General features: G+C 69.7%; 22 protein-coding genes. 8 read left to right on the forward strand and 14 right to left on the reverse strand.

Translation table 11 applies throughout. The features are described from left to right. The first annotated feature begins 13 nt into the window (after positions 1 to 13). Complete coding sequence (locus ACQPYK_RS14720; RefSeq protein ID WP_433255411.1) at positions 14 to 388, forward strand: Rv2175c family DNA-binding protein; 375 nt, start codon at positions 14 to 16, stop codon at positions 386 to 388. Then, a complete protein-coding gene (gene thiE, locus ACQPYK_RS14725) occupies positions 366 to 1,007 on the forward strand; it encodes a thiamine phosphate synthase (RefSeq protein WP_433255413.1) in 642 nt (213 codons plus the stop codon). The genes ACQPYK_RS14720 and thiE overlap by 23 nt, the downstream gene beginning before the upstream one ends. A gap of 70 nt (positions 1,008 to 1,077) precedes the next feature. On the opposite strand, the gene ACQPYK_RS14730 is transcribed toward thiE, so the two are convergent. After that, positions 1,078 to 2,145, reverse strand: a complete 1,068-nt coding sequence (locus ACQPYK_RS14730; protein WP_433255416.1) for a polyprenyl synthetase family protein — start codon at positions 2,143 to 2,145, stop codon at positions 1,078 to 1,080. A gap of 106 nt (positions 2,146 to 2,251) precedes the next feature. On the opposite strand from ACQPYK_RS14730, the gene metF reads away from it, so the two are divergent. Continuing rightward, the gene (gene metF / locus ACQPYK_RS14735) at positions 2,252 to 3,193 is read left to right on the forward strand and encodes a methylenetetrahydrofolate reductase [NAD(P)H] (protein ID WP_433255419.1); all 942 of its coding nucleotides are present in this window, start codon (positions 2,252 to 2,254) and stop codon (positions 3,191 to 3,193) included. Here the strand turns inward: metF and ACQPYK_RS14740 are convergent. The 3 genes from ACQPYK_RS14740 to ACQPYK_RS14750 all read right to left on the reverse strand — a co-directional run bounded on the left by ACQPYK_RS14740 (position 3,190) and on the right by ACQPYK_RS14750 (position 4,815). Beyond that, on the reverse strand, positions 3,190 to 3,738 hold the full coding sequence (locus ACQPYK_RS14740) for a GNAT family N-acetyltransferase (RefSeq protein ID WP_433255422.1): 549 nt from the start codon (positions 3,736 to 3,738) through the stop codon (positions 3,190 to 3,192). The two genes, metF and ACQPYK_RS14740, sit on opposite strands and share 4 nt — an antisense overlap. A 182-nt stretch (positions 3,739 to 3,920) precedes the next feature. Beyond that, complete coding sequence (locus tag ACQPYK_RS14745) at positions 3,921 to 4,268, reverse strand: arsenate reductase family protein (protein WP_433255424.1); 348 nt, start codon at positions 4,266 to 4,268, stop codon at positions 3,921 to 3,923. 67 nt (positions 4,269 to 4,335) lie between these two features. Next, entirely contained in the window at positions 4,336 to 4,815 is a 480-nt protein-coding gene (locus ACQPYK_RS14750; protein ID WP_433255427.1) for a YbaK/EbsC family protein, read from the reverse strand. 119 nt (positions 4,816 to 4,934) lie between these two features. On the opposite strand from ACQPYK_RS14750, the gene ACQPYK_RS14755 reads away from it, so the two are divergent. Next, the gene (locus ACQPYK_RS14755; RefSeq protein ID WP_433255429.1) at positions 4,935 to 5,729 is read left to right on the forward strand and encodes a L,D-transpeptidase family protein; all 795 of its coding nucleotides are present in this window, start codon (positions 4,935 to 4,937) and stop codon (positions 5,727 to 5,729) included. Positions 5,730 to 6,050: 321 nt separating this feature from the next. Further along, positions 6,051 to 6,497 carry an SAV_6107 family HEPN domain-containing protein gene (locus ACQPYK_RS14760; protein ID WP_433255432.1) on the forward strand — a complete coding sequence of 149 codons (447 nt, stop codon included), beginning with the start codon at positions 6,051 to 6,053 and terminating at the stop codon, positions 6,495 to 6,497. A 106-nt stretch (positions 6,498 to 6,603) separates the two neighbouring features. On the opposite strand, the gene ACQPYK_RS14765 is transcribed toward ACQPYK_RS14760, so the two are convergent. The 10 genes from ACQPYK_RS14765 to ACQPYK_RS14810 form a co-directional block, all read right to left on the reverse strand. Further along, positions 6,604 to 7,737 carry a PP2C family protein-serine/threonine phosphatase gene (locus ACQPYK_RS14765; protein WP_433255434.1) on the reverse strand — a complete coding sequence of 378 codons (1,134 nt, stop codon included), beginning with the start codon at positions 7,735 to 7,737 and terminating at the stop codon, positions 6,604 to 6,606. Positions 7,738 to 7,967: 230 nt separating this feature from the next. Further along, complete coding sequence (gene bldD / locus ACQPYK_RS14770) at positions 7,968 to 8,462, reverse strand: transcriptional regulator BldD (RefSeq protein WP_012889498.1); 495 nt, start codon at positions 8,460 to 8,462, stop codon at positions 7,968 to 7,970. Positions 8,463 to 8,733: 271 nt separating this feature from the next. Continuing rightward, positions 8,734 to 9,642 carry a universal stress protein gene (locus tag ACQPYK_RS14775; RefSeq protein WP_433255436.1) on the reverse strand — a complete coding sequence of 303 codons (909 nt, stop codon included), beginning with the start codon at positions 9,640 to 9,642 and terminating at the stop codon, positions 8,734 to 8,736. After that, the gene (locus ACQPYK_RS14780; RefSeq protein ID WP_433255439.1) at positions 9,639 to 11,063 is read right to left on the reverse strand and encodes an amino acid permease; all 1,425 of its coding nucleotides are present in this window, start codon (positions 11,061 to 11,063) and stop codon (positions 9,639 to 9,641) included. Before ACQPYK_RS14780 ends, ACQPYK_RS14775 begins: the two co-directional genes overlap by 4 nt. A 95-nt stretch (positions 11,064 to 11,158) precedes the next feature. Continuing rightward, on the reverse strand, positions 11,159 to 12,094 hold the full coding sequence (arcC, locus tag ACQPYK_RS14785; RefSeq protein WP_433255441.1) for a carbamate kinase: 936 nt from the start codon (positions 12,092 to 12,094) through the stop codon (positions 11,159 to 11,161). Between the two features lie 53 nt (positions 12,095 to 12,147). Next, positions 12,148 to 13,152, reverse strand: a complete 1,005-nt coding sequence (gene argF / locus ACQPYK_RS14790) for an ornithine carbamoyltransferase (protein WP_433255444.1) — start codon at positions 13,150 to 13,152, stop codon at positions 12,148 to 12,150. 38 nt (positions 13,153 to 13,190) lie between these two features. Next, positions 13,191 to 14,438 (reverse strand): arginine deiminase, encoded by a 1,248-nt coding sequence (locus tag ACQPYK_RS14795; RefSeq protein WP_433255447.1) that lies wholly within the window; start codon positions 14,436 to 14,438, stop codon positions 13,191 to 13,193. Between the two features lie 22 nt (positions 14,439 to 14,460). Next, positions 14,461 to 15,888 carry an amino acid permease gene (locus ACQPYK_RS14800; protein WP_433255450.1) on the reverse strand — a complete coding sequence of 476 codons (1,428 nt, stop codon included), beginning with the start codon at positions 15,886 to 15,888 and terminating at the stop codon, positions 14,461 to 14,463. A 128-nt stretch (positions 15,889 to 16,016) separates the two neighbouring features. Next, entirely contained in the window at positions 16,017 to 16,289 is a 273-nt protein-coding gene (locus ACQPYK_RS14805) for a DUF3040 domain-containing protein (protein WP_433255452.1), read from the reverse strand. 96 nt (positions 16,290 to 16,385) lie between these two features. Beyond that, positions 16,386 to 17,309, reverse strand: a complete 924-nt coding sequence (locus ACQPYK_RS14810) for a F0F1 ATP synthase subunit gamma (protein WP_433255454.1) — start codon at positions 17,307 to 17,309, stop codon at positions 16,386 to 16,388. Between the two features lie 413 nt (positions 17,310 to 17,722). Between ACQPYK_RS14810 and pyrR the strand changes: the two genes are divergently transcribed. The 3 genes from pyrR to ACQPYK_RS14825 are packed head-to-tail and all read left to right on the forward strand — an operon-like array spanning position 17,723 to position 20,513. Further along, entirely contained in the window at positions 17,723 to 18,292 is a 570-nt protein-coding gene (gene pyrR, locus ACQPYK_RS14815) for a bifunctional pyr operon transcriptional regulator/uracil phosphoribosyltransferase PyrR (RefSeq protein ID WP_433255456.1), read from the forward strand. Continuing rightward, positions 18,289 to 19,221, forward strand: coding sequence for an aspartate carbamoyltransferase catalytic subunit (locus tag ACQPYK_RS14820; protein WP_433255458.1), 933 nt, complete (start codon positions 18,289 to 18,291; stop codon positions 19,219 to 19,221). Before pyrR ends, ACQPYK_RS14820 begins: the two co-directional genes overlap by 4 nt. Beyond that, complete coding sequence (locus ACQPYK_RS14825) at positions 19,218 to 20,513, forward strand: dihydroorotase (RefSeq protein ID WP_433255461.1); 1,296 nt, start codon at positions 19,218 to 19,220, stop codon at positions 20,511 to 20,513. Before ACQPYK_RS14820 ends, ACQPYK_RS14825 begins: the two co-directional genes overlap by 4 nt. The last annotated feature ends 97 nt before the right edge of the window (positions 20,514 to 20,610 follow it).

Raw genomic sequence — 20,610 nt, forward strand, 5'->3', positions numbered from 1 at the left:
TAGTGGTGGATTCGTGACGCTTTCTGTTGCGCAGATCGACCGGGAAACCGACCAGCTGGTGGGCGAGTGGCTCACCCTGAGTGAGGTGGCCAGGAGGCTCAACCTCAGTGCCGGTCGTGCCAAGCAACTCCTCAAGGACCGCAAGCTCATCGGAGTGCGACGGGGCGGCGGCGAGCCGCAGGTCCCCGCCGCCTTCCTCGCCGCCGACGACGTCGTCAAGGGCCTGCCGGGCACGCTCACCGTGCTGCTCGACGCCGGATACAGCGACGTCGAATCGCTTCGGTGGCTGTTCACCCCGGACGAGACCCTGCCGGGCTCACCGGTGGACGCGATCGTCGCGGGCCGCCATACCGAGGTCAAGCGGCGTGCCCAGGCCCTCGGTTTCTGACGCCCGCCTGTATCTGTGCACCGACGGACGTCGTGATCGCGGGGATCTCGCCGACTTCCTCGACGCCGCCCTCGCCGGCGGCGTCGACATCGTGCAGCTGCGCGAGAAGGGTCTGGAGGCGCGCGAGGAGCTCGAGCTCCTGGAGGTCTTCCGCGCGGCCTGCGACCGCCACGGCAGGCTGCTGGCGGTCAACGACCGGGCGGACATCGCCTACGCGGCCCGTCCCGACGTGCTCCACCTGGGCCAGGACGATCTGCCGGTGCCGATCGTGCGCGACATGCTCGGCGACGACATCCTCATCGGGCGTTCCACTCACGCCGCCGAGGAGGCGTCCGCCGCCGCGGTCGAACCCGGTGTCGACTATTTCTGCTGCGGCCCGATCTGGCCGACGCCCACCAAGCCGGGGCGGTTCGCCCCGGGGCCCGGCCTGCTGCGGCACGCCGCGTCCCTGGACACCGACCGGCCCTGGTTCGGCATCGGCGGCATCGACCTCCTCAACCTGGAGGAGGTCATGTCGTACGGCGTGCGCCGGGTCGTGGTCGTGCGGGCCATCACCGAGGCCGACGACCCGAAGGCGGCCGCAGAGGAGTTCCAGCGGCGGCTGACCGCCCCGGGCTGACCGTCTCGGGCCGGCCGCCCCGGCCGGCCGTCTCGGCAGGAGCGGTCGGCTCGACCGGCTCCCCGTGGGGTCAGGTGCGGCGGGAGGTCGCGGCCACGGCCAGATCGGCCAGGGCCGCACGGGCCTGCGCGGTGATCGGCGCGTCGTCCAGCGAGCCCAGGGCGTCTTCGAGATAGTTTTTGATCATGTCCTCGCACGCCACGAGCGCCCCGGTCTCCTCGATGATCCGGCGGAGCCGTTCGATCCCGGCCGCGTCCAGGTCCGGGTCGCCGAGCGTGCCGCGCACCACCCGCGCCTGCGCGGGGGAGGCCACGGCCAGCGTCCGGGCGATGAGCATCGTCCGCTTGCCCTCCCGAAGGTCGTCGCCGGCGGGCTTGCCGGTCTCGGCCGGGTCACCGAACACGCCGAGGATGTCGTCGCGCAGCTGGAAGGCGATGCCCACGCACCTGCCGTACTCCTCGCAGAGCCGGTCGATCCACGGGGCGCGCTCCTGGGCGGCCAGCACCAGGCCGAGCCGGAGCGGCTGCTCCACCGAGTACTTCCCGCTCTTGAAGAGAGCGACCCGCAGCGCGCTTTCGAAGGTGTTCTCGCCGTGAGCCTGCTCCAGCAGGTCCAGGTACTGCCCGCACATCAGCTCGGTGCGCATGTGGTCGTGCACCTGCTGGGCCGCGGCCAGCGAGGCTGGGGGAAGGCCGCTGCCGCGCCACATCTCGCCGGACCAGATGAGCATCAGGTTGCCCAGCAGGATGGCGGCGCCCTCGCCGAACTGCTCGGCCGAACCGTGCCAGCCGGCCTTCTCGTGCAGCATCTGGAACCTGCGGTGCGCCGACGGCATGCCCCGGCGTAGGTCGCTGGCGTCCATCACGTCGTCGTGCACCAGAGCGCTGGCCTGGAGGAGTTCGAGCGAGGCGGCGGCGGTGAAGAGCGCGGGGTCGTCGCCGCCGCCGGCGCCGCGCCAGCCCCAGTAGCAGAACGCCGGTCGCAGCCGTTTCCCGCCGGCCAGGAACTCCTCGGCGGCCGAGATCAGCGGAGCCAGTTCGGGAGCGCTGACCTGCGGTCGCTGCCGTTCGACGAACTCCTTGAGAGAACGATCCACTTCGGAGCGGATGATGTCGAGCGCGGCGGCGGAAGTGGTCATGCAATGACATTATCCGCCCCGGCAGGTGACTCCTATCTGTAGAGGTGGGTGTTTCGCGCACTGTCGGAGTTATGGCGGCCGGGCGGGCGGCCAGTACCCTAGGACCATGGCTCTGGGTCGCCCGTCAATCCTTCCCGATCGCGTGCCCACCGTCCGCGAGCTCCTCGCCGCCGGTGGCCGGTCGTTCTCCTTCGAGTTCTTCCCTCCGAAGACCGACGAGGGGGAGCGGCAGCTCTGGCGCGCCATCCGGGAGCTGGAGGCGCTGCGTCCCACCTTCGTGTCGGTCACCTACGGCGCCGGAGGCAGCACCCGCGACCGCACGGTCGAGATCGTCGAGCGGCTCGCCCACGAGACCACGCTGACCCCGGTCGCCCACTTCACCGCCGTCAACCACTCCCTCCGCGAGCTGCGCCATCTGGTCGGCCGGTTCGCCGGGGCGGGAGTGCGCAACATCCTCGCCGTGCGGGGTGACCCGCCCGGCGACCCGATGGGCGAGTGGGTGCGCCACCCCGACGGAGTGCTCTACGCCGAGGAACTGGTCCGGCTGATCCGCCTGTCCGGCGACTTCTGCGTCGGCGTGGCCGCCTTCCCCTACAAGCACCCCAGGTCGAGCTCGGTGGAGGACGACACCGAGCACTTCGTGCGCAAGTGCCGCGCGGGCGCCGACTACGCGATCACCCAGATGTTCTTCCAGGCGGAGGACTACCTGCGGCTGCGCGACCGGGTGGCGGCCAGGGGCTGTGACACCCCGATCATCCCCGGCATCATGCCCGTCACCCAGATGAGCACGATCGCCAGGTCGGAGCAGCTCTCCGGCGCGCCCTTCCCGCCGGAGGTGGCCAGGAGGTTCGAGGCCGTCGCCGACGACCCGGTCGCCGTGCGCAGGCTGGGCGTCGAACACGCCGCCGAGCTCTGCCAGACCCTGCTCGACGAGGGCGTGCCCGGAATCCACTTCATCACCTTCAACCGCTCCAGCGCGACCCGCGAGGTCTTCCAGGCCCTCGACGTCCGGTCCGAGGTGGCCGCGCTGAGCGTCCAGCCGGCCTAGCGGCTCAGCGGGAGCACGGCTCCGAGGATCGCGTAGCGCTCGTAGCCGCCGGGGAAGACGAACTGGGTGAGCAGGTCCACGAAACCGACGCTGCGGTAGAGATGCCGGGCCGCGGTGGGCTGGTCGCGGGTGGACAGCACGACGGTGCGCTCCGGGCGGCCGGCGCACATGCCCGTGACCAGCGCCCGGCCGATGCCCTTGCCGTGATAGTCCGGATGGACGTGGACCTCGGCGAGCTCCAGGGCGTCGCCGAGCCAGCCGCGCGCGCTCGCCTCGCCGTTGCGCTCGGCCATCGCCCGGTGGACGACGTCGTGCCACCACTGCCCGGGCACCCCGTGGAAACCGTAGGCCAGGCCCACCGGAGTCCCGTCGGAGCGCTCGGCGAACAGGCAGCTGAATCCCGGGTGGACGGCGTGGTTCCCCATGATCGTCTTCCGGCCGGGAAGCTGGTCGGCGGGTGGCTTCATCGCCGCGGTGTAGATCTCCAGGACCGCGTCCAACCGGGTGGTGAACTCATCGGGGGCGACCCGTCGCAGTCCGATCACGCACGCACCCTAGCAGGGCAGACACCGCCTTGACCGTCGAAAAGTACGTAAGTGGCGTTTGGTGACTTTCATAAGTTACTAGAGCGTCCTTTGCCCGCGATCCCGGAGGGCCGGGGCCGGGGCCGGGCGAGCCGGGCCCGGGAAGGGGCGCGGGCGCGCCGCCCGGCCCCTCGCGGCCCGCTCTACAGCAGCTCCTCCAGCGACTCCCCATCGCGGGCGACCACCGCGCGGCCGTCTTCGGTCAGCACGATCGGGCGCTGGATCAGCACGGGGTTGGCGGCGAGGATCGCGATCCACCGCTCACGCTCCCGGGGCGCCGAGGCCAGCCCGAGCTCCCGGGCCCGATCCTCGCCCATGCGGGTGATGTCCCATGGTTGCAGGCCGAGCAGGTCCAGGATCTCCGACAGCTCGGCGGACGTCGGCGGGTCGTCCAGATAGCGGCGGACGGTCACCTCCCGGCCCGACTCGGTGAGGGCTGCCAGCGCCGTGCGACTCTTGGAACAGCGCGGGTTGTGCCAGACGGTGGTCATCGATCCTCCTGTGCGGGCCGGGCGGCCGGGACGTCGTGCGCGTGGGCGGCCGCGCCCCGCGAGGCCGTCACCGCTCCACCTGCGCCGGGGTGCCGCCGGTGATGCGGACGAGCTCGGCGAAAGAGGTGGGGAAGACCGTGTGCGGATGACCGGCGGCGGCCCAGACGACCTCGTGCCGTTCGAGCCAGGTGTCGACCAGGGTCCGGAGCGGGGCGGGGTGGCCGATCGGGGCGACGCCGCCGATGACCTGGCCGGTGGCGGCGCGGACGAACTCGGGGGTGGCCCGCTTCACCTTCGCCGCGCCGACGGTCTGCGCGATCAGATCGGTGTCCACCCGGTGGGCGCCGCTGGTGAGGACCAGGAGCGGCTGTCCGTCGGCGTCGAAGACCAGGCTGTTGGCGATGGCGCCGACCTCGCAGCCGAGCTGCGCGGCGGCCGTCGCGGCGGTCGGGGTGGCCTCGGCGAACACGACGATCTCGCCGGAGACCTCGTGCTCTTCCAGGGCCGCGGCCACCTTCTCGATGTTGGGATGCAACTTTTCTGGCACGCGGCCACTCTAAACAGATTGACCATTGATTGCCGCTTCATCACCGGTGGCGGAGACAGGCGAATCATGCGCTATGGTCCCTTGGTTCGGGCATCAGTCATATGAGGGGATGATTTTAGATGGGGGTTGAACGACGGCTCGGAGCGGCCGCGCTCATGACGGCGGGCGCCGTGCTCGTCTCCGCGCTGAGCTCTCCCGGCGTCGCGAACGCCCGGACCGTCGCCTCGGCGGTCCCGGTCGCCGCGGCCGAGGCCGGGACGACCGCGTTCGTCTCGCCCGGCAAGACGCTCAGGATCGGCGCCAAGGGCGCCACGGTGAAGGTGCTCCAGACCCGGTTGAAGGAGCTCGGCTACGCGCCCGGCAAGATCGACAGTCAGTACGGCGGGGCCACCCAGGCCGCGGTCTGGGCCTTCCAGAAGGTCAACGGCATCTCGCCGACCAGCACCGTGGCGAGCAGGACCTGGCACGCCCTGGAGGCGCCGAAGGCGCCGAAGGTGCTGGTGCCCGGCGGCAAGCCGACCCGGGTCGAGATGAACCTCACCACGCAGGTGATGGTCCTCTACGTCGACGGCCGGGTGAAGCTGATCAGCCACACCTCCTCCGGCAGCGGTATCCCGTACTGCGAGACGGCGAACTGGAACGGCAAGGTGCAGCGGTTCTGCGGCAGCGCCCGCACGCCGACCGGCGACTACAAGACGACCTGGCGCAGGGGCGGCTGGCACAAGTCCTACCTCGGCCAGCTCTACAACCCGATCTTCTTCAACGGCGGCATCGCCTTCCACGGCGCGCTGTCGGTGCCGCTGGCTCCGGCCTCGCACGGCTGCGTCCGACTGCCGATGAACGTGGCCGGGATGCTTCCCAGCCTGCTGGGCAAGGACGTTCCGGTGCACGTCCGGGGACGGTTCGTCCGGTAAGCACGCAGGTGAAAGCCCCGGGAGATCGCGATCTCCCGGGGCTTTCGCGTCTCTAGAGAGATCGAACCTTTGTTCGTCGCTTTACTTGACACTGCGAGTGATCGAATTTATGTTCGATGCAATGACGTGGGACTCGCGGATCACGTCCAGGGCGGTCGGCCGTCCCGTGTCGTCACAGGCGACTCGGGGCAGGCCGGGGCGGACGGGGAGAGGGGAAGCTCCTCGTCCGGCCGCCCGGCGAATTTGTCGGTGGGGTCTGCAAGTGTTGACTTCACCGGCGAAGACGCCGGGAGCCGCTTGCGACCTAGGAGGCTGAAGCACATGACCCCTCGGCTCAGCGATTCCAGCGGGCCCCGGTTGTCGCCCACGGTGCGGGCGCACCTGACCGACGCGCGTGACTGCCTGGAAGAGGCCGCCGCCGCCCGGACTCCCGCCACCCGTTACGTCGCCGCCCACCTGGCGGCGCTCAGGGCGGCGGCCGCCGTCCTGGCCGCACGGCCGCGCCCCATGCAGGGCCGCCGGCGCCGGCTGCGCAGCGCCTGGGAGCTGTTGCCCGAGGCCGAGCCACGCCTCGCCGACTGGGCGCCCTATTTCGAGATGAGCGCCGCCAAGCGCGCCTCGGCCGAGGCGGGAATGACCCGTGTGGTGTCGGCGCGGGACGCCGAGGAGCTGATCTCCGAGGCGGAGCGGTTCGTCACCACGGTGGAGAAGCTGCTGGGCGTGCCCACCCAGCCCATGCTGCCCGGCCGCGTCCCCCTCGCCGGCTAGCGCGGGTTCCGCCGGATCTTCCACCTGCCGCAGGCGTGCGGGCGTCCGGACGGCGCCCCTGAGCGCTGGTCGACGGACCTGGGGCGGCCGAGTCCGTCCTCACCGGTCAGGCCGCCGACGAGGTCGCCGGGCGGGCCGCGCGGTGGCGCAGCAGAAGCATGGCGGCGTCGTCGCCCAGCGGACGGCCCACGTGGCGCAACAGGTCGGCGCGGAGGGCGTCCAGGGCGAGCTGCGGATCGGCGCCGTTCAACAGATGCGCCCGGGCGGGAAGCGGATAGAACTGCCCCGTCCCGTTGCGCGCCTCGATGACCCCGTCGGTGTAGAAGAGAACCTGGTTGCCCGGCTCGAACGGGATCTGGTGCGGCACCGGCTCGCTGGCCTTGAGCGAGCCCATGCCCAGCGGAAGCGCCTCGTCCGGGGGATCGGCGAACCAGTGTCCGCCGTCGGCGCCGAGCACCATGGGCGGCGGATGGCCGCAGTTGATCACGGTGATGGACGTTCCCCCGGTGATCTCGGCCAGTATGGCGGTGACGAACTGTTCGCCGGACAGCTCCCTGGTCAGGGCGTTCTCCAGCCGGGCCACCACGCCCTGGAGCTTGGCCTCGTCGTGGGCGGCCTCCCGGAACGCGCCTAGCACCACCGCGGCGGTCTCCACCGCCTCCAGACCCTTGCCCTGGACGTCTCCCACGATGATTCGCACCCCGTGCGGAGTGGTGACCACCTCGTACAGGTCACCGCCGATCCTGGCCTCGGCGGTGGCCGAGGTGTAGGAGACGGCCACGCCGATCCCGGGCCCCGCCCGCCGCGGCACCGGCCGCAGCAGCACGCGCTGGGCGGCCTCGGCCACCGAGCGGACGTCGGCGAGCTGCCGCTCGTGGCGGAGCCGTCCGGCGCTGGCCAGCACGCTGGCCACGGTGACGCCGAGGATCGCGCCCATGGTGATGTTGGTGCGGGGCGACCAGATGATGTCGTTGTAGAGGCCGAGCGCGACGCACAGCGCCAGGGCGATCACACCGACGACCGTGGTCCGGGCCAGCCCGCAGGCCACGCTGGCGAAGGCCGGACCCAGAGCCAGCAGGGGAAGCAGGCCGGCGGTCGGACCGGAGCCGAAGTCGATCAGGGCCACCACGGCCATGACGATGAAAGGCAGGAGCTTCAGGGTGTCTTGGGTCCTGCTGCCTCCGACGGAGGTCAGCAGCCTCAGGAACGCGCGGGTCTTGGTCGACCCCAGGGACGCCATGAGGGCGTCGAGACGGCTCTTCGGGCGCGTTTGAGAGTGATCGTGCCGATCCTCTCCCCCTGCCATGTCCACCACATCTCGTTAAATGCCATGTTTGCCTTTTCCTACCACAGGGACTGTCACCCGGGGCGCGATGCAGGCGATGTTCTAACGAGACGGCAAGATTTCCCGGCGGTGTTTCCCGGCGGTGGGCACGCCGGCCGCCGGCGCACCCACGATCGGACAGGTCGTCAGAAGGACTCGACGGCGCGACGCGCCTCGGGGTCCAGGACGCCCCAGTTGATGAGCTCCTCGGTCAGCTCGGTGGGGGACTTGTCATAGATCACGGCGAGGGAGCGCAGGTCCTCCTGGCGGATGGACAGCACCTTGCCGTTGTAGTCGCCACGCTGGCTCTGGATCGTGGCCGCGTAACGGGCGAGGGCACCCGCCTTCTCCTTGGGAAGCTGAGCAAGACGCTCGAGGTCGATCACAAGCTTCGGCGTCGGGCCCAGCGGGCTCGGGGCAGCGCCACCCGGCAGCAACTCCGAGACCGGCACTCCGTAGAAGTCGGCCAGTTCGGCAAGCTTCTGCACCGTCACGGCGCGGTCCCCGCGCTCGTAGGAGCCGACGACAACCGCCTTCCAGCGTCCACGGGACTTCTCTTCGACTCCGTGCAGGGACAGGCCCTGCTGGGTGCGAATGGCGCGGAGTCGTGCACCCAGCGACTTGGCGTACTCAGACGGCATCGTGTGGCCCCCCGGCTCTGTTATGTACTGCTTTCACTTGATTGTGCTCCCTCGCAACATATGCCCCAACCACCGGGTTGGCGCCTGGGGTAGGCACCTTCGGTGACCGGAGCGTCGGGGTTTACCCGATAACGCCGCGAGGTGTGGTTACGGACAGTGACGGTAAAGCGGTGGGCGGCTAAGGTCAAGCTGATTGGAAAAAAGATGCCGAATCCGATCCGGTGCGGTCCTCCTCAATCGCCACACTTGTCCCACCCCGCATAGTGAACCATCAGGGTTTCCCCTGCTTGACACCGGATCCGGGCTTCTTCGGCGGGTTTCGGGGCAACATCATCACCGGGCACGGCGCGGAGCGTATGATCTTCGAGGAGATGTCGCCGAGGAAGACCCGGCGCAACGGTCCCGTTTCGCTGGAGGCGCAGATCAGCACCGCACCCCCGCAGTCGGTGCCGCCGAGCGCCGCGGCCACGTCCTTGCCTTCCAGCACCTCCACCTCCACCTGCACCCGCCGGTGTCCGCGCGCGGCCGCCTTGAGATCGGCGGCGACCTTCTCCCGCAGCCGCTCCAGCATCTCCCGCTCCATCCTCGCCTGCCGCCCGCCGCTCACCACCAGGGTGATCAGGCGCAGCGGAACACCCATCTGCGCGGCGAGCCCGGCGGCCTGCCGTACCGCCTCGTCAGAGGCGGGGTCGCGCCGGTAGGCCACGGTCAGCCGCCGGATCCCGGCCGAGGACTCATCGCCGTACCCCTTGGGCGCCAGGGCCACGGGCACGGGGGAGGCGTGCAGCAACTGGTCGGCGGTGCTGCCCAGCCGGATGCGGCCTCGGCCGCCCCCCGGGGCCGAGCCGATGGCCACCACGTCGGCCTTGGTCTTGCCGACGAGCTGCACCAGGCCGCGCCCGCTGCCCCGGTTGCCGTGCAGGAGGTAGTCGATCGGCACGTCGTCCACCTCCGACAGCAGCCGTCGCGCCTGGTCGAGGGTCAAGGCGGCCTCCTCGGCCACGTAGGCCCGCCATTCGGCGTCGATCTTGGCCGGGCCCGGCGTGGTCCAGGCGGGTGGGTGGACGTAGGCCACCGTCAGACGGGCTCCGGCCTGTCTGGCCATTCGCACGGCCAGCGCCAGCCCCTCCTTGCCACGTGATTCGGGGATGAAACCGGCGAGAACATGCTCGATCTTCATCGGACGCTCCTGTTGAGGCGGGAATGGCGGTAGCCGTACAGGAAGTAGGCCAGCAGGCCGACCAGCATCCAGATCGCGAAGGCCAGCCAGGTGACTCCGGCCAGCCCGACCATCACGATGACGCAGAAGATCACGCCGAGGACCGGTGTGACCGGGAAGAGCGGTGTCCTGAAGCTGCGGGGCAGGTCGGGCCGGGTGCGGCGGAGCACCAGCACGCCGACGTTGACGATGGCGAAGGCGAACAGGGTGCCGATGCTGGTGGCCTCGGCGAGCTGACCCAGCGGGATGAACCCGGCGAGCACGCAGACGAAGGCGGCCACGATGAGCGTGTTGGCCACCGGGACCTGCCGGCGCGGGTCCACCTTCTCGAAGATCTTCGGTATCAGGCCGTCGCGCGACATCGCGAACAGGATGCGGGTCTGGCCGTACAGGACGGTGAGGACCACGCTGGCGATGGCGACGACCGCGCCGAAGGAGATGATGATGCCCGCCCAGGTGGAGCCGGTGGCCCGGTCGGCGATCAGGGCGAGGCTGGCCTCGGTGGTGTTCGGGTCGAACTGCTGCCAGGGCATGGCGCCGACGGCGGCCAGCGCCACCGCCACGTAGACGATCGTGACGATGACGAGGGAGAGGATGATCGCCAGGGGCAGATCGCGCTTGGGGTTCTTGGCCTCCTCTCCGGCGGTGGAGGCCGCGTCGAAGCCGATGTAGGAGAAGAACACCTGCGAGGCGGCGGCGGTGATGCCGGCGACGCCCAGCGGGGCGAACGGCGTCAGGTTGCCCGTGCTGAACGCGCTGAAGGCCACGATGCAGAAGAAGACGAGCACCACGATCTTGATCAATACGAAGATCACGTTGGCGGTGGCGCTCTCGGACGCGCCGCGCAGCAGCAGCCAGGTGGCCAGCAGGACGATCAGGATCGCGGTGAGGTTGAACACGCCGCCCTGGTCGCCGGGGGAGTGGGTGATGGCGTCCGGCAGCTGCCAGCCGAACAGGTCCCGGAAGAAGTGGTTGAGATACTCGCCCCAGCCGACCGCCACCGCCGCCACCGAGACGGCGTACTCCAGCATCAGGCACCAGCCGCATATCCACGCCACGAGCTCGCCCAGGGTCGCGTAGGCGTAGGAGTAGGAGGATCCGGACACCGGGATCGTGCCGGCCAGCTCGGCGTAGGACAGGGCCGAGAAAAGGGCCGTGATCGCCGCCAGCACGAAGGAGGCCACCACGGCGGGGCCCGCCTTGGGCACGGCCTGGCCGAGGATGACGAAGATGCCGGTGCCGAGGGTGGCGCCGACGCTGAAAAGGGTGAGCTGCCACAGGGTCATGGTCCGGCGCAGCTCGCCGCCCTCGCCGTGGCCGCCCTCTGCGACGATTTCGTCGGCGGGTTTGGTGCGAAACAGCCGATGCGCCACGGAAGCCATCTCTCGTCCCCCTCGACTGGGCCAGTGTGATGATGATCTGTCATGCAGGGGGGACCGGCCAGGCTCCGGCCGCCGAAACGCGGACGGGGCCCGGATCAGAGAGTGCTTTCCAGCGGCCAGGTGGCGTTGGGTGTGACGATCGTGCCGGCCTTCCCCTCCAGTATCTGCTCGGCCTCGTCCAGCTTGCCGATCGCGGCCATGTCGCCGGTCGTCTCCACGAAGCGGCAGGCCGCCTCCACCTTCGGCCCCATCGAGCCGGGCGGGAAGCTCTCCGCGCGCAGCTGGTGGGGGGTGGTGTGGGTGATGTCCTCCTGCAGCGGGGTGCCGAAGTTCCTGGCGACCCGGGGCACGTCGGTCAGCATCATGAAGACGTCCGCCTCCAGCGCCTCGGCGAGCACCGAGCCGGTGAGATCCTTGTCGATGACCGCCTCGACGCCCTGGAGCCGGCCCTTGTCGTTGCGGATGACCGGGACGCCGCCACCGCCCGCGCATATCGTCAGGACGTTGTCGCGGATCAGGCGGCGGATCAGCCGGGTCTCCACGACCCGCTGCGGGGCGGGGGACGGCACGACCCTGCGCCAGTACGGGCCGTCCGGCTTGACCGTCCAGCCGTACTCCCGGGCCAGCTTCTCGGCCTCCTCCCGTTCGTAGACCTCGCCGACGAACTTGGTCGGGTCGTCGAAGGCGGGGTCCACCGCGGAGACGAGCGTCTGGGTGACCATCGCCGCGACCTGCCGCCCGGGCAGGGCGTTCTGCAGCGCCTGAAGCATCCAGTAGCCGATCATGCCCTGTGTCTCGGCGACGATCGTGTCGAGAGGGTAGGGCCTGGCCAGGTTGGTGTCCTTCGTGCTCTCCAGCGCCAGCACGCCCACCTGCGGGCCGTTCCCGTGCGTGACGATCAGCTCGTGCCGCTCGGCCAGCTTGGCCAGCGCCGTGACCGACGCGCGCAGGTTCTCCTGCTGGACGTCGGCGTCGGGCTTCTCCCCGCGTCGCAGCATCGCGTTTCCTCCGAGGGCTACCAGGACGCGCATCGGTCGGCCTCCCACGATGGTCCGGACGGCAGGTGCCTCGACGGTCGCACGGCTCAGCCCCCCAGGGTGGCCACCATGATGGCCTTGATGGTGTGGAGCCGGTTCTCGGCCTGGTCGAAGACGATCGAGCGGGGTGACTCGAAGACCTCCTCGGTGACCTCCAGCGCGTCGTGGCCGGTCTTGTCGAACAGCTCCTCGCCGACCTTGGTCTCCCGGTTGTGGAAGGCCGGCAGGCAGTGCATGAATTTGACCTCCGTGTTCCCGGTGGCCCGCACCACCTCCGCGTTGACCTGGTACGGCATGAGCAGCTTGACGCGCTCGTCCCACACCTCCTTGGGCTCGCCCATGGACACCCACACGTCGGTGTAGAGGAAGTCCACGCCCTTGACGCCCTTGGCCACGTCGTCGGTGACGGTGACCGTGGCGCCGGTCCGCACGGCGAGGTCCCTGGCCGGCTTGACGACCGTCTCCTCATCCGGCCAGAGGTCCCTGGGCGCCACCGTCCGCACGTCCATGCCGAGCATCGCGCCGGTGACCAGCAGCGAGTGGCCCATGTTGTTGCGGGCGTCGCCGAGATAGGCGTAGGAGATCTCGTGCAGGGGCTTGTCGCTGTGCTCCTGCATGGTGAGCATGTCGGCGAGCATCTGCGTCGGGTGCCACTCGTCGGTGAGGCCGTTCCAGACCGGCACGCCGGCGTAGGCCGCGAGCTCCTCGACGTAGGCCTGCCTGCTTCCCCGGTACTCGATGCCGTCGAACATCCGGCCGAGGACCCGCGCGGTGTCCCTCACCGACTCCTTGTGGCCCATCTGGGAGCCGCTCGGGTCGAGGTAGGTCACGTGGGCGCCCTGGTCGTGGGCGCCGACCTCGAACGCGCAGCGGGTGCGCGTCGAGGTCTTCTCGAAGATCAGAGCGATGTTCTTGCCCGTGAGCCGCGGGTCCTCGTTCCCGGAGTACTTGGCGGCCTTGAGGTCGGCCGACAGCTTGATCAGGAACCTGAACTCCTCCGGAGTGAAGTCCAGCTCCTTCAGGAAGCTGCGGTTGCGCAGGTTGAATGCCATGGATGTCCCCCGTCGTGTCCCCGTGGCGCCGAATCGGGTCAGATGCCGTCGCGTTCGAGCGGGCAGCTCATGCAGCGCGGCCCGCCCCGGCCCCGGCCGAGCTCGCTACCCGGGGTCGTGATCACCTCGATGCCGTTGTCGCGCAGGTGGTTGTTGGTGGTGGTGTTGCGCTCGTAGGCGATGACGACGCCGGGTTCGACGGCCAGCACGTTGCAGCCGTCGTCCCACTGCTCGCGCTCGGCGGCGTAGACGTCCTGGGTGGGGGTCAGGACCTTGATGTCGTCCAGGCCGAGGGCGCGGGCGATGGCCTTGTGCATGTCCTCCGCGGGATGGTCGGTGATCTTGAGTTCCTTCTCGGTGTCTCCGGGTTCGACCGTGTAGGAGGGCAGCATGCCCAGGCCGGCGTATTTGGTGAACACCCCGACGTCCACGTTCGTCATCACCGTGTCGAGGTGCATGAACGCCCGGGCCTTCGGCATGTTCAGCGCGACGATCTTCTTGGCCGAGCCCTTGGCGAACAGGCTCCGGGCGAGCATCTCCACCGCCTGCGGCTGGGTGCGCTCGCTCATCCCGACCAGCACCGTGTCGCGGCCGATGACGAGCACGTCGCCGCCCTCGATGGTGGCCGGCGCCGCGGTCAGGCCGGACATCCAGACGTTGTAGCCGTCGTCCTGGCCGGGATTGTCGTAGCCGGAGGCGAACATCGGGTGGTAGCGGTAGATGGCCTCGTAGTTCACGGTCTCGCGCTGGCGGGCCTTCTTCTTCATCGCGTTGACGGAGACGCCGTCGTAGATCCAGCACGAGGTGTCGCGGGTGAACAGGTGGTTGGGCAGCGGCGGCAGCACGAAGTCGTCGTACTCCAGGGTGTGGAAGGCGAGGCTCTTGGGGTCGGTGCCCCGCTCCAGCAGTTCGCGTTTGGTGATGCCGCCGGTGAGATACGGCTGGAGCACCGAGGAGTCCATCGCGTCGAAGGCGTTGCGCAGGGCGTCGACGGCCATCGGCCCGAAGTAGCGCTCGTCGATGACGCTGTCCAGGATGTGCTTGCGGGCCTCGGGGATGTCGATCGTCTCGTGCAGCAGGTCGGCCAGCATGTAGACGGTGACGCCGCGCTCACGCAGCACCTGCTGGAACTGCTCGTGCTCCTCCAGCGCGCGTTGCACCCACAGCACGTCGTCGAAGAGGAAGTCGTCCTTGTTCGAGGGGGTGAGCCGCTTGAGCGCCAGTTCGGGGTTGTGCAGCAAGACCCGGTGGAGCCTGCCTACTTCGGAGTCGACATGAAAGGCCATTTCTTGTCTTCCTTCGTCGTCGTCAGCGGGATCGTCCGGGAGGCGACACCGGGGCCTCGTCCTTTGGGCCGTATTCGCCCCGTTTCGCCTTAGTCCAGATGTAGACCGGGATACCCACGAGCATCATCAGGAAGCCGATGAAGACCGCCTCCGTACCGGCGCCGTACGTCATCCAGAAGGCGAACAGGATCGCCACGGCGGTGATGGCCAGGTCACGGCCCAGGCGGGCGCCGCTGACCCTTCTGGCCCCGGTGACCAGCCAGAACAGCTGGGCGGCGGCGGAGAAGAAGTAGGGGATGACGGTGGTGAAGGTGGCGATCAGCAGGATCTTGTTGAAGCCCTCGGTGGTGCCGAAATAGTTGTAGACCGCCACGAGCGAGGTCAGCGCGGTGCCCAGGACGATGCCCACCCACGGGGCGCCGCCGCGGTTCTCCCTGGTGAAGGCCTCCGGGAACAGGCCGTCCCTGGCCGCGGCCATCGGCATCTCGGCCACGAGCATGGTCCAGCCGTTGATCGCGCCGATGCCGGAGACGACCGCGCAGGCCGCCATGATCCCGCCGCCGACGCTTCCGCCGAACATGTTGTTGATCGCGTCTGCGAACGGGGCGGGGGAGTTGACGAGGGCGCTGTGCGGGACGGTGCCGAAGATGGCCACGGTGCTGAGCATGTACATCGCCGCGCAGATCAGCACGCCGTAGACGCTGGCCCTGCCGATGTTGCGCGCCGGATTCCTGATCTTCTCCGCCACGATGGTGACGCTCTCGACGCCGGAGTAGATGAACAGCGCGAGCGCGCCCGCGGTGGACACGGCGCCGATCCAGTTGCCCTCGGTGGCGTTGAACGGCCCGAAGTTGGCCCACCGGACGAAGAACAGCCCGACCACGGCGACGAAGATCAGCGGAATGAACTTCAGCACCGTGGTGACCAGCGTGAACGTGCCGATGTTCCGCACGCCGCTCAGGTTGATCAGCGCGGGGATCCACAGGGCGACGAACGCCAGCGCGATCTGGGCGCCGGCCGACTCCCAGTGCAGGAAGTAGTTGATGTAGTTGACCCAGACGACCGCGATCGCGGCGTTGCCGATCCAGGCGGTCAGCCAGAACGACCAGGCGTTCCAGAAGCCGGGGAACTCGCCGAAGGCGTCCTTGGCGTAGGCGTAGGGCCCGCCGCCGGTGGGCACCCGGGCGCCGAGCCTGCCGAACACCACGGCCAGGGCGATGGCGCCGATCGACACCAGGCCCATCGCCAGGATGCTGACCGTGCCGTAGGCGGCGAGGGAGGCGGGCAGCAGGAAGACCCCCGTGCCGACGATGTTGCCGACGACGAGCGAGGTCGCCGCGGGGAGGCCGAGCCTGCCCCGTTCCTCGGCGACGGCCTCGGCGGCCTCGTCGCGGAGCACCCCCTCCTCGGCGATCCGTCCTTGCGGACGTCGGCCCGAAAGCTCCCCCATCGTGCGCCCCCCGGCACATGCACCTCATACCGCCATATTTAGCGGCAATACCCATGAGGTCCCCAGGGGCGGAAAGGGCGAAACCCGGGCCGTCGGCGTGGCGTGGCCTCGCACGGATCCCGCGCGGGTCAGTCGCGGGTCAGCGCGTTGGAGACGGGGGCGGAGCCGGTCTCCACGCCCGAGATCGGGGGGAGCACCACGGCCATGATCGCCATGATCGCGGCCAGCAGGGCGACGGGGAGCAGGATGACCTGGAACCTGCCGTGGCGGGGGAACAGGGGTTCGGCGGTGACCGCGCCGGTCGCGAAGGACGACAGGGACTCCGCCAGGGCGGGATCCTCCGCGTAGAGCCGGTCGGCGATCACGTCAAGGGTGCGCTTCTCGTGAGCGGACAGGCCCATGTTCTCGATCCCCCGGTGGCTGACGACGACGCGAAGGATTTTAATGGCACTTTGTCGGGTTTTGCCAAGCCGGGGAGGTAGATCTTCGCTCCCGCGTCACTCCTCGGCGTTCGACCGGGACAGCGCGTCGGCTCCGCTCACGATCTCGTTGAGCTCGTTGGTGATCTCGTCCTGGCGCGCGGAGTTGGCCCGGCGGGTGAGGTGGCCGATGAGCTCGTGGGCGTTATCGGTGGCCGACGTCATCGCCTGCCGGCGGGCGGCGTGCTCGGCGGCGCTGGTCTCCAGCAGCATGCTCCAGATCCGGCCCCGGACGTACTGTCTCAGCAGCCGGTCGAGCACATCCCCCGGGGTCGGCTCGAACTCGTACGGCGGCGGAGGGACGGAGCCGGAGCCCTCGGCGTCGTCGCCGATCTCCCTCTCCTCGACCTCCAGGGGCAGGATCCGGCGCACGCGGGTCTGCTGGGTCAGCATGGACACGAATTCGGTGAAGACGACGTGCACCTCGCCCACCCCGCCGTCGCGGGTGGGCATGTCGAAGGCCTCCACCAGGGTCTGGCCGATCTCGGCGGCGACGTCATAGGTCGGGTGGCCGGACAGCCCGGTCCACTCCCGCTCGGTCTTCCGATGGCGGAAGCGGTAGAAGTCCACCGCCTTGCGGCCCGACAGGTAGAACACCGGCTCCTTGCCCTGTTCGCGCAGGAGTCCGGCCAGCGCATCCCCCTGGCGCAGCGCGTTGTTGTTGAAACCGCCGCAGAAGCCCCGGTCGCTGCTCATCAGCAGTACGGCCACGCGCGAGGTGTCGGGCCTGCGGTTGAGCAACGCGTGGTCCATGTGCGTGCCGTGGCTGATGAGGATGGAAGCCACCCTGGTGATCTCCGCGGCGTACGGCCTGGCGGATTCGAGACGCTGGCGGGCCTTGGGGATGCGGGAGGAGGCGATGAGCTCCTGTGCTCGCGTGATCTTGGCCGTCGAGGTGACGGACCGGATGCGTGCGCGGATCGCGCGGAGTTCGGCGCCCATGGTGTGTCCCTCCGTGCTCTACCCGTGCTTCTGCCCGGATCTGCCCGTGCCTGCTCGTGCCCTGCTCGTGCCTGCCCGGGGTCTGCCCGTGCCCTGCTCGTGCCTGCCCGGGGTCTGCTCGTGCCCTGTCCGTGCCCTGTACGGGGTCTGCCCGGGGCCTGCTCGGGTCTGCCGCCGGGATGCCGTTCACAGTTGCCCTGCCCCGGCGTCGCGCCGTCACGGCGGGACGGACGAGAGTTTGCCATTCAATGATCTATATGTAGCTATTAGGGAACTATCGTGATCTTTGTCATGGTTTATCCCCGTTACCGAATCAAGGGGTCGATTCCGACGTTCCGCCGTACGGCTGCTAACGTGAGGGCGTTGACTTCCTTTAAGACCCGTCCCGTGAGGCGGGAAAGGTGGTGTTTTCTTTGGCTGACGCCATTTCGCATGCGCACGGCAGCGCCCGCGCGGTCCTCGAAGGACCCGACATCAATCGCGCTCTGATCCGCATCTCCCACGAAATCCTCGAACGCACCAAGGGCGCCGAGGACATCATCCTGCTCGGGATCCCCACGCGGGGCGTCCATCTGGCCCATCGCCTGGCCGCGTGCATCAAGCAGTTCGAGGGCCGCTCGGTGCCCGTCGGATCCGTCGACGTGACGATGTACCGCGACGACCTCCGCCTGCGCCCCGCCCGTGCGCTGGGCCGCACCGAACTGCCGGCCGACGGCATAGACGGCAAGATCGTCGTCCTCGTCGACGACGTCCTCTACTCCGGCCGCACCGTCCGCTCCGCGCTCGACGCGCTCAACGACCTGGGCCGCCCGCAGGCCGTCCAGCTCGCCGCCCTGGTCGATCGCGGTCACCGCGAGCTGCCCATCCGCGCCGACTACGTGGGCAAGAACCTCCCGACCTCCAAGTCCGAGATCGTCAAGGTCTACCTGGAGGAGAACGACGGCCGCGACGCGGTCCTGCTGCTGAAGGAAGACGACAAGTGAAGCGGCACCTGATCTCGGCGGCCGACCTGAGCCGCGACGACGCCCTGCTCATCCTGGACACCGCCGACGAGCTGGCGAAGATCTCGGAACGTTCCATCAAGAAGCTGCCGACCCTGCGCGGCCGCACCGTGGTGAACCTCTTCTTCGAAGACTCCACCCGCACCAGGATCTCCTTCGAGGCCGCGGCCAAGCGCCTGTCGGCCGACGTCATCAACTTCTCCGCCAAGGGCTCCAGCGTCTCCAAGGGGGAGTCGCTCAAGGACACCGCGCTCACCCTGGAGGCGATGGGCGCCGACGCCGTCGTCATCCGGCACGGCGCCTCCGGCGCGCCGCACCGCCTGGCCGGGTGGGTGCGCGGCAGCGTCGTCAACGCCGGCGACGGCACCCACGAGCACCCCACCCAGGCCCTGCTCGACGCCTTCACCATGCGCCGCCGCCTCGGCCCGCTGGACGGCAGGCGGGTCACCATCGTCGGCGACGTGCTGCACAGCCGGGTGGCCCGCTCCAACGTGCTGCTGCTGAGCACGCTCGGCGCCGAGGTCACCCTGGTCGCCCCGCCCACCCTGCTGCCGGTGACGGTGGACTCCTGGCCGTGCGAGGTCTCCTACGACCTCGACGCCGTGCTGCCCAAGTCGGACGTGGTGATGATGCTGCGCGTCCAGCGGGAGCGGATGAACGCCGCGTTCTTCCCCACCGAGCGGGAGTACAGCCGCCGCTACGGCCTCGACCGCGATCGCGTCGCCAAGATGCACGACGAGGCCATCGTGATGCACCCCGGCCCGATGAACCGGGGAATGGAGATCGCGGCCGAGGTGGCCGACTCTCCGCGCTCGACGATCGTCGAGCAGGTCGCCAACGGCGTGACCACTCGCATGGCCGTCCTTTACCTGCTGCTTGGCGGCGCCGACCTCGGGGGAGAGATCCAGTGACCAGCATCGTCATCAAGGGCGCGAAGATCCTCGGCGGAGAGCCGGCCGACATCCTGATCCGCGACGGCGTCGTCGCGGAAGTGGGCCAGGGGCTGAGCGGCGACGAGACCGTCGACGCGCGGGGCCTCATCGCCCTGCCCGGCCTGGTCGACCTCCACACCCACCTGCGCGAGCCCGGCCGCGAGGACGCCGAGACCGTCGACACCGGCACCCGCGCCGCCGCCCTGGGCGGCTACACCGCCGTGCACGCCATGGCCAACACCGACCCGGTCGCCGACACCGCGGGCGTCGTCGAGCAGGTCTGGCGTCTGGGCCAGGAGGCCGGACACTGCGACGTGCGGCCGGTCGGCGCCGTCACCGTCGGCCTGCAGGGCGAGCGGCTGGCCGAGCTCGGCGCGATGGCCGACTCCGCCGCGCAGGTGCGCGTCTTCTCCGACGACGGCAAGTGCGTCTCCGACGCGGTGCTCATGCGCCGCGCGCTGGAGTACGTCAAGGCCTTCGACGGCGTGGTCGCCCAGCACGCCCAGGAGCCGCGCCTGACCAAGGACGCGCAGATGAACGAGGGCGCGGTCTCCGGCAGGCTGGGCCTGACCGGCTGGCCCGCGGTCGCCGAGGAGGCGATCATCGCCCGCGACTGCCTGCTCGCCGCGCACGTCGGCTCCCGCCTGCACGTCTGCCACCTGTCGACCGCCGGCTCCGTGGAGATCATCCGCTGGGCGAAGTCGAAGGGCTGGAACGTCACCGCCGAGGTGACCCCGCACCACCTGCTCCTGACCGACGACCTCGTCGAGGACTCTCCGGTGGGCTCCTACAACCCGATCTACAAGGTCAACCCGCCGCTGCGCACCCGCGCGGACGTGCAGGCGCTGCGCGAGGCCCTGGCGGACGGCACCATCGACTGCGTCGCCACCGACCACGCCCCGCATCCGGTCGAGGACAAGGAGACCGAGTGGGCCGCCGCCGCCATGGGCATGATCGGCCTGGAGACGGCGCTGTCGGTGGTCCAGGAGGCCATGGTGGAGACCGGGCTGCTCGACTGGGCCGGTGTCGCCGAGCGCATGTCCCACGCCCCGGCCAGGATCGGCAGGGTCGCCGACCACGGCCGGCCGATCGAGGTCGGTGCCCCGGCCAACATCACCCTCTACGACGCCGCCGTGCGCGCCGAGGTGGATCCGGCCGGCTACGCCTCCAAGAGCCGCAACACGCCGTATGAGGGCAGGACCCTCCCGGGCCGGGTCGTGGCCACCTTCCTGCGCGGCAGGCCGACCGTCCTGGACGGAAAGCTCGCGTGAGGAGTCGCGTCCACCGCGTGCCTGCCGCGCGCCCGCGCGCGACAGGCATCCCACATCGTGGAGGCGCACCCCTGAGGTGCGCCGGATATTTCATACT

Source organism: Streptosporangium sp. CA-135522 (genome assembly GCF_050949235.1).
GTDB lineage: Bacteria > Actinomycetota > Actinomycetes > Streptosporangiales > Streptosporangiaceae > Streptosporangium.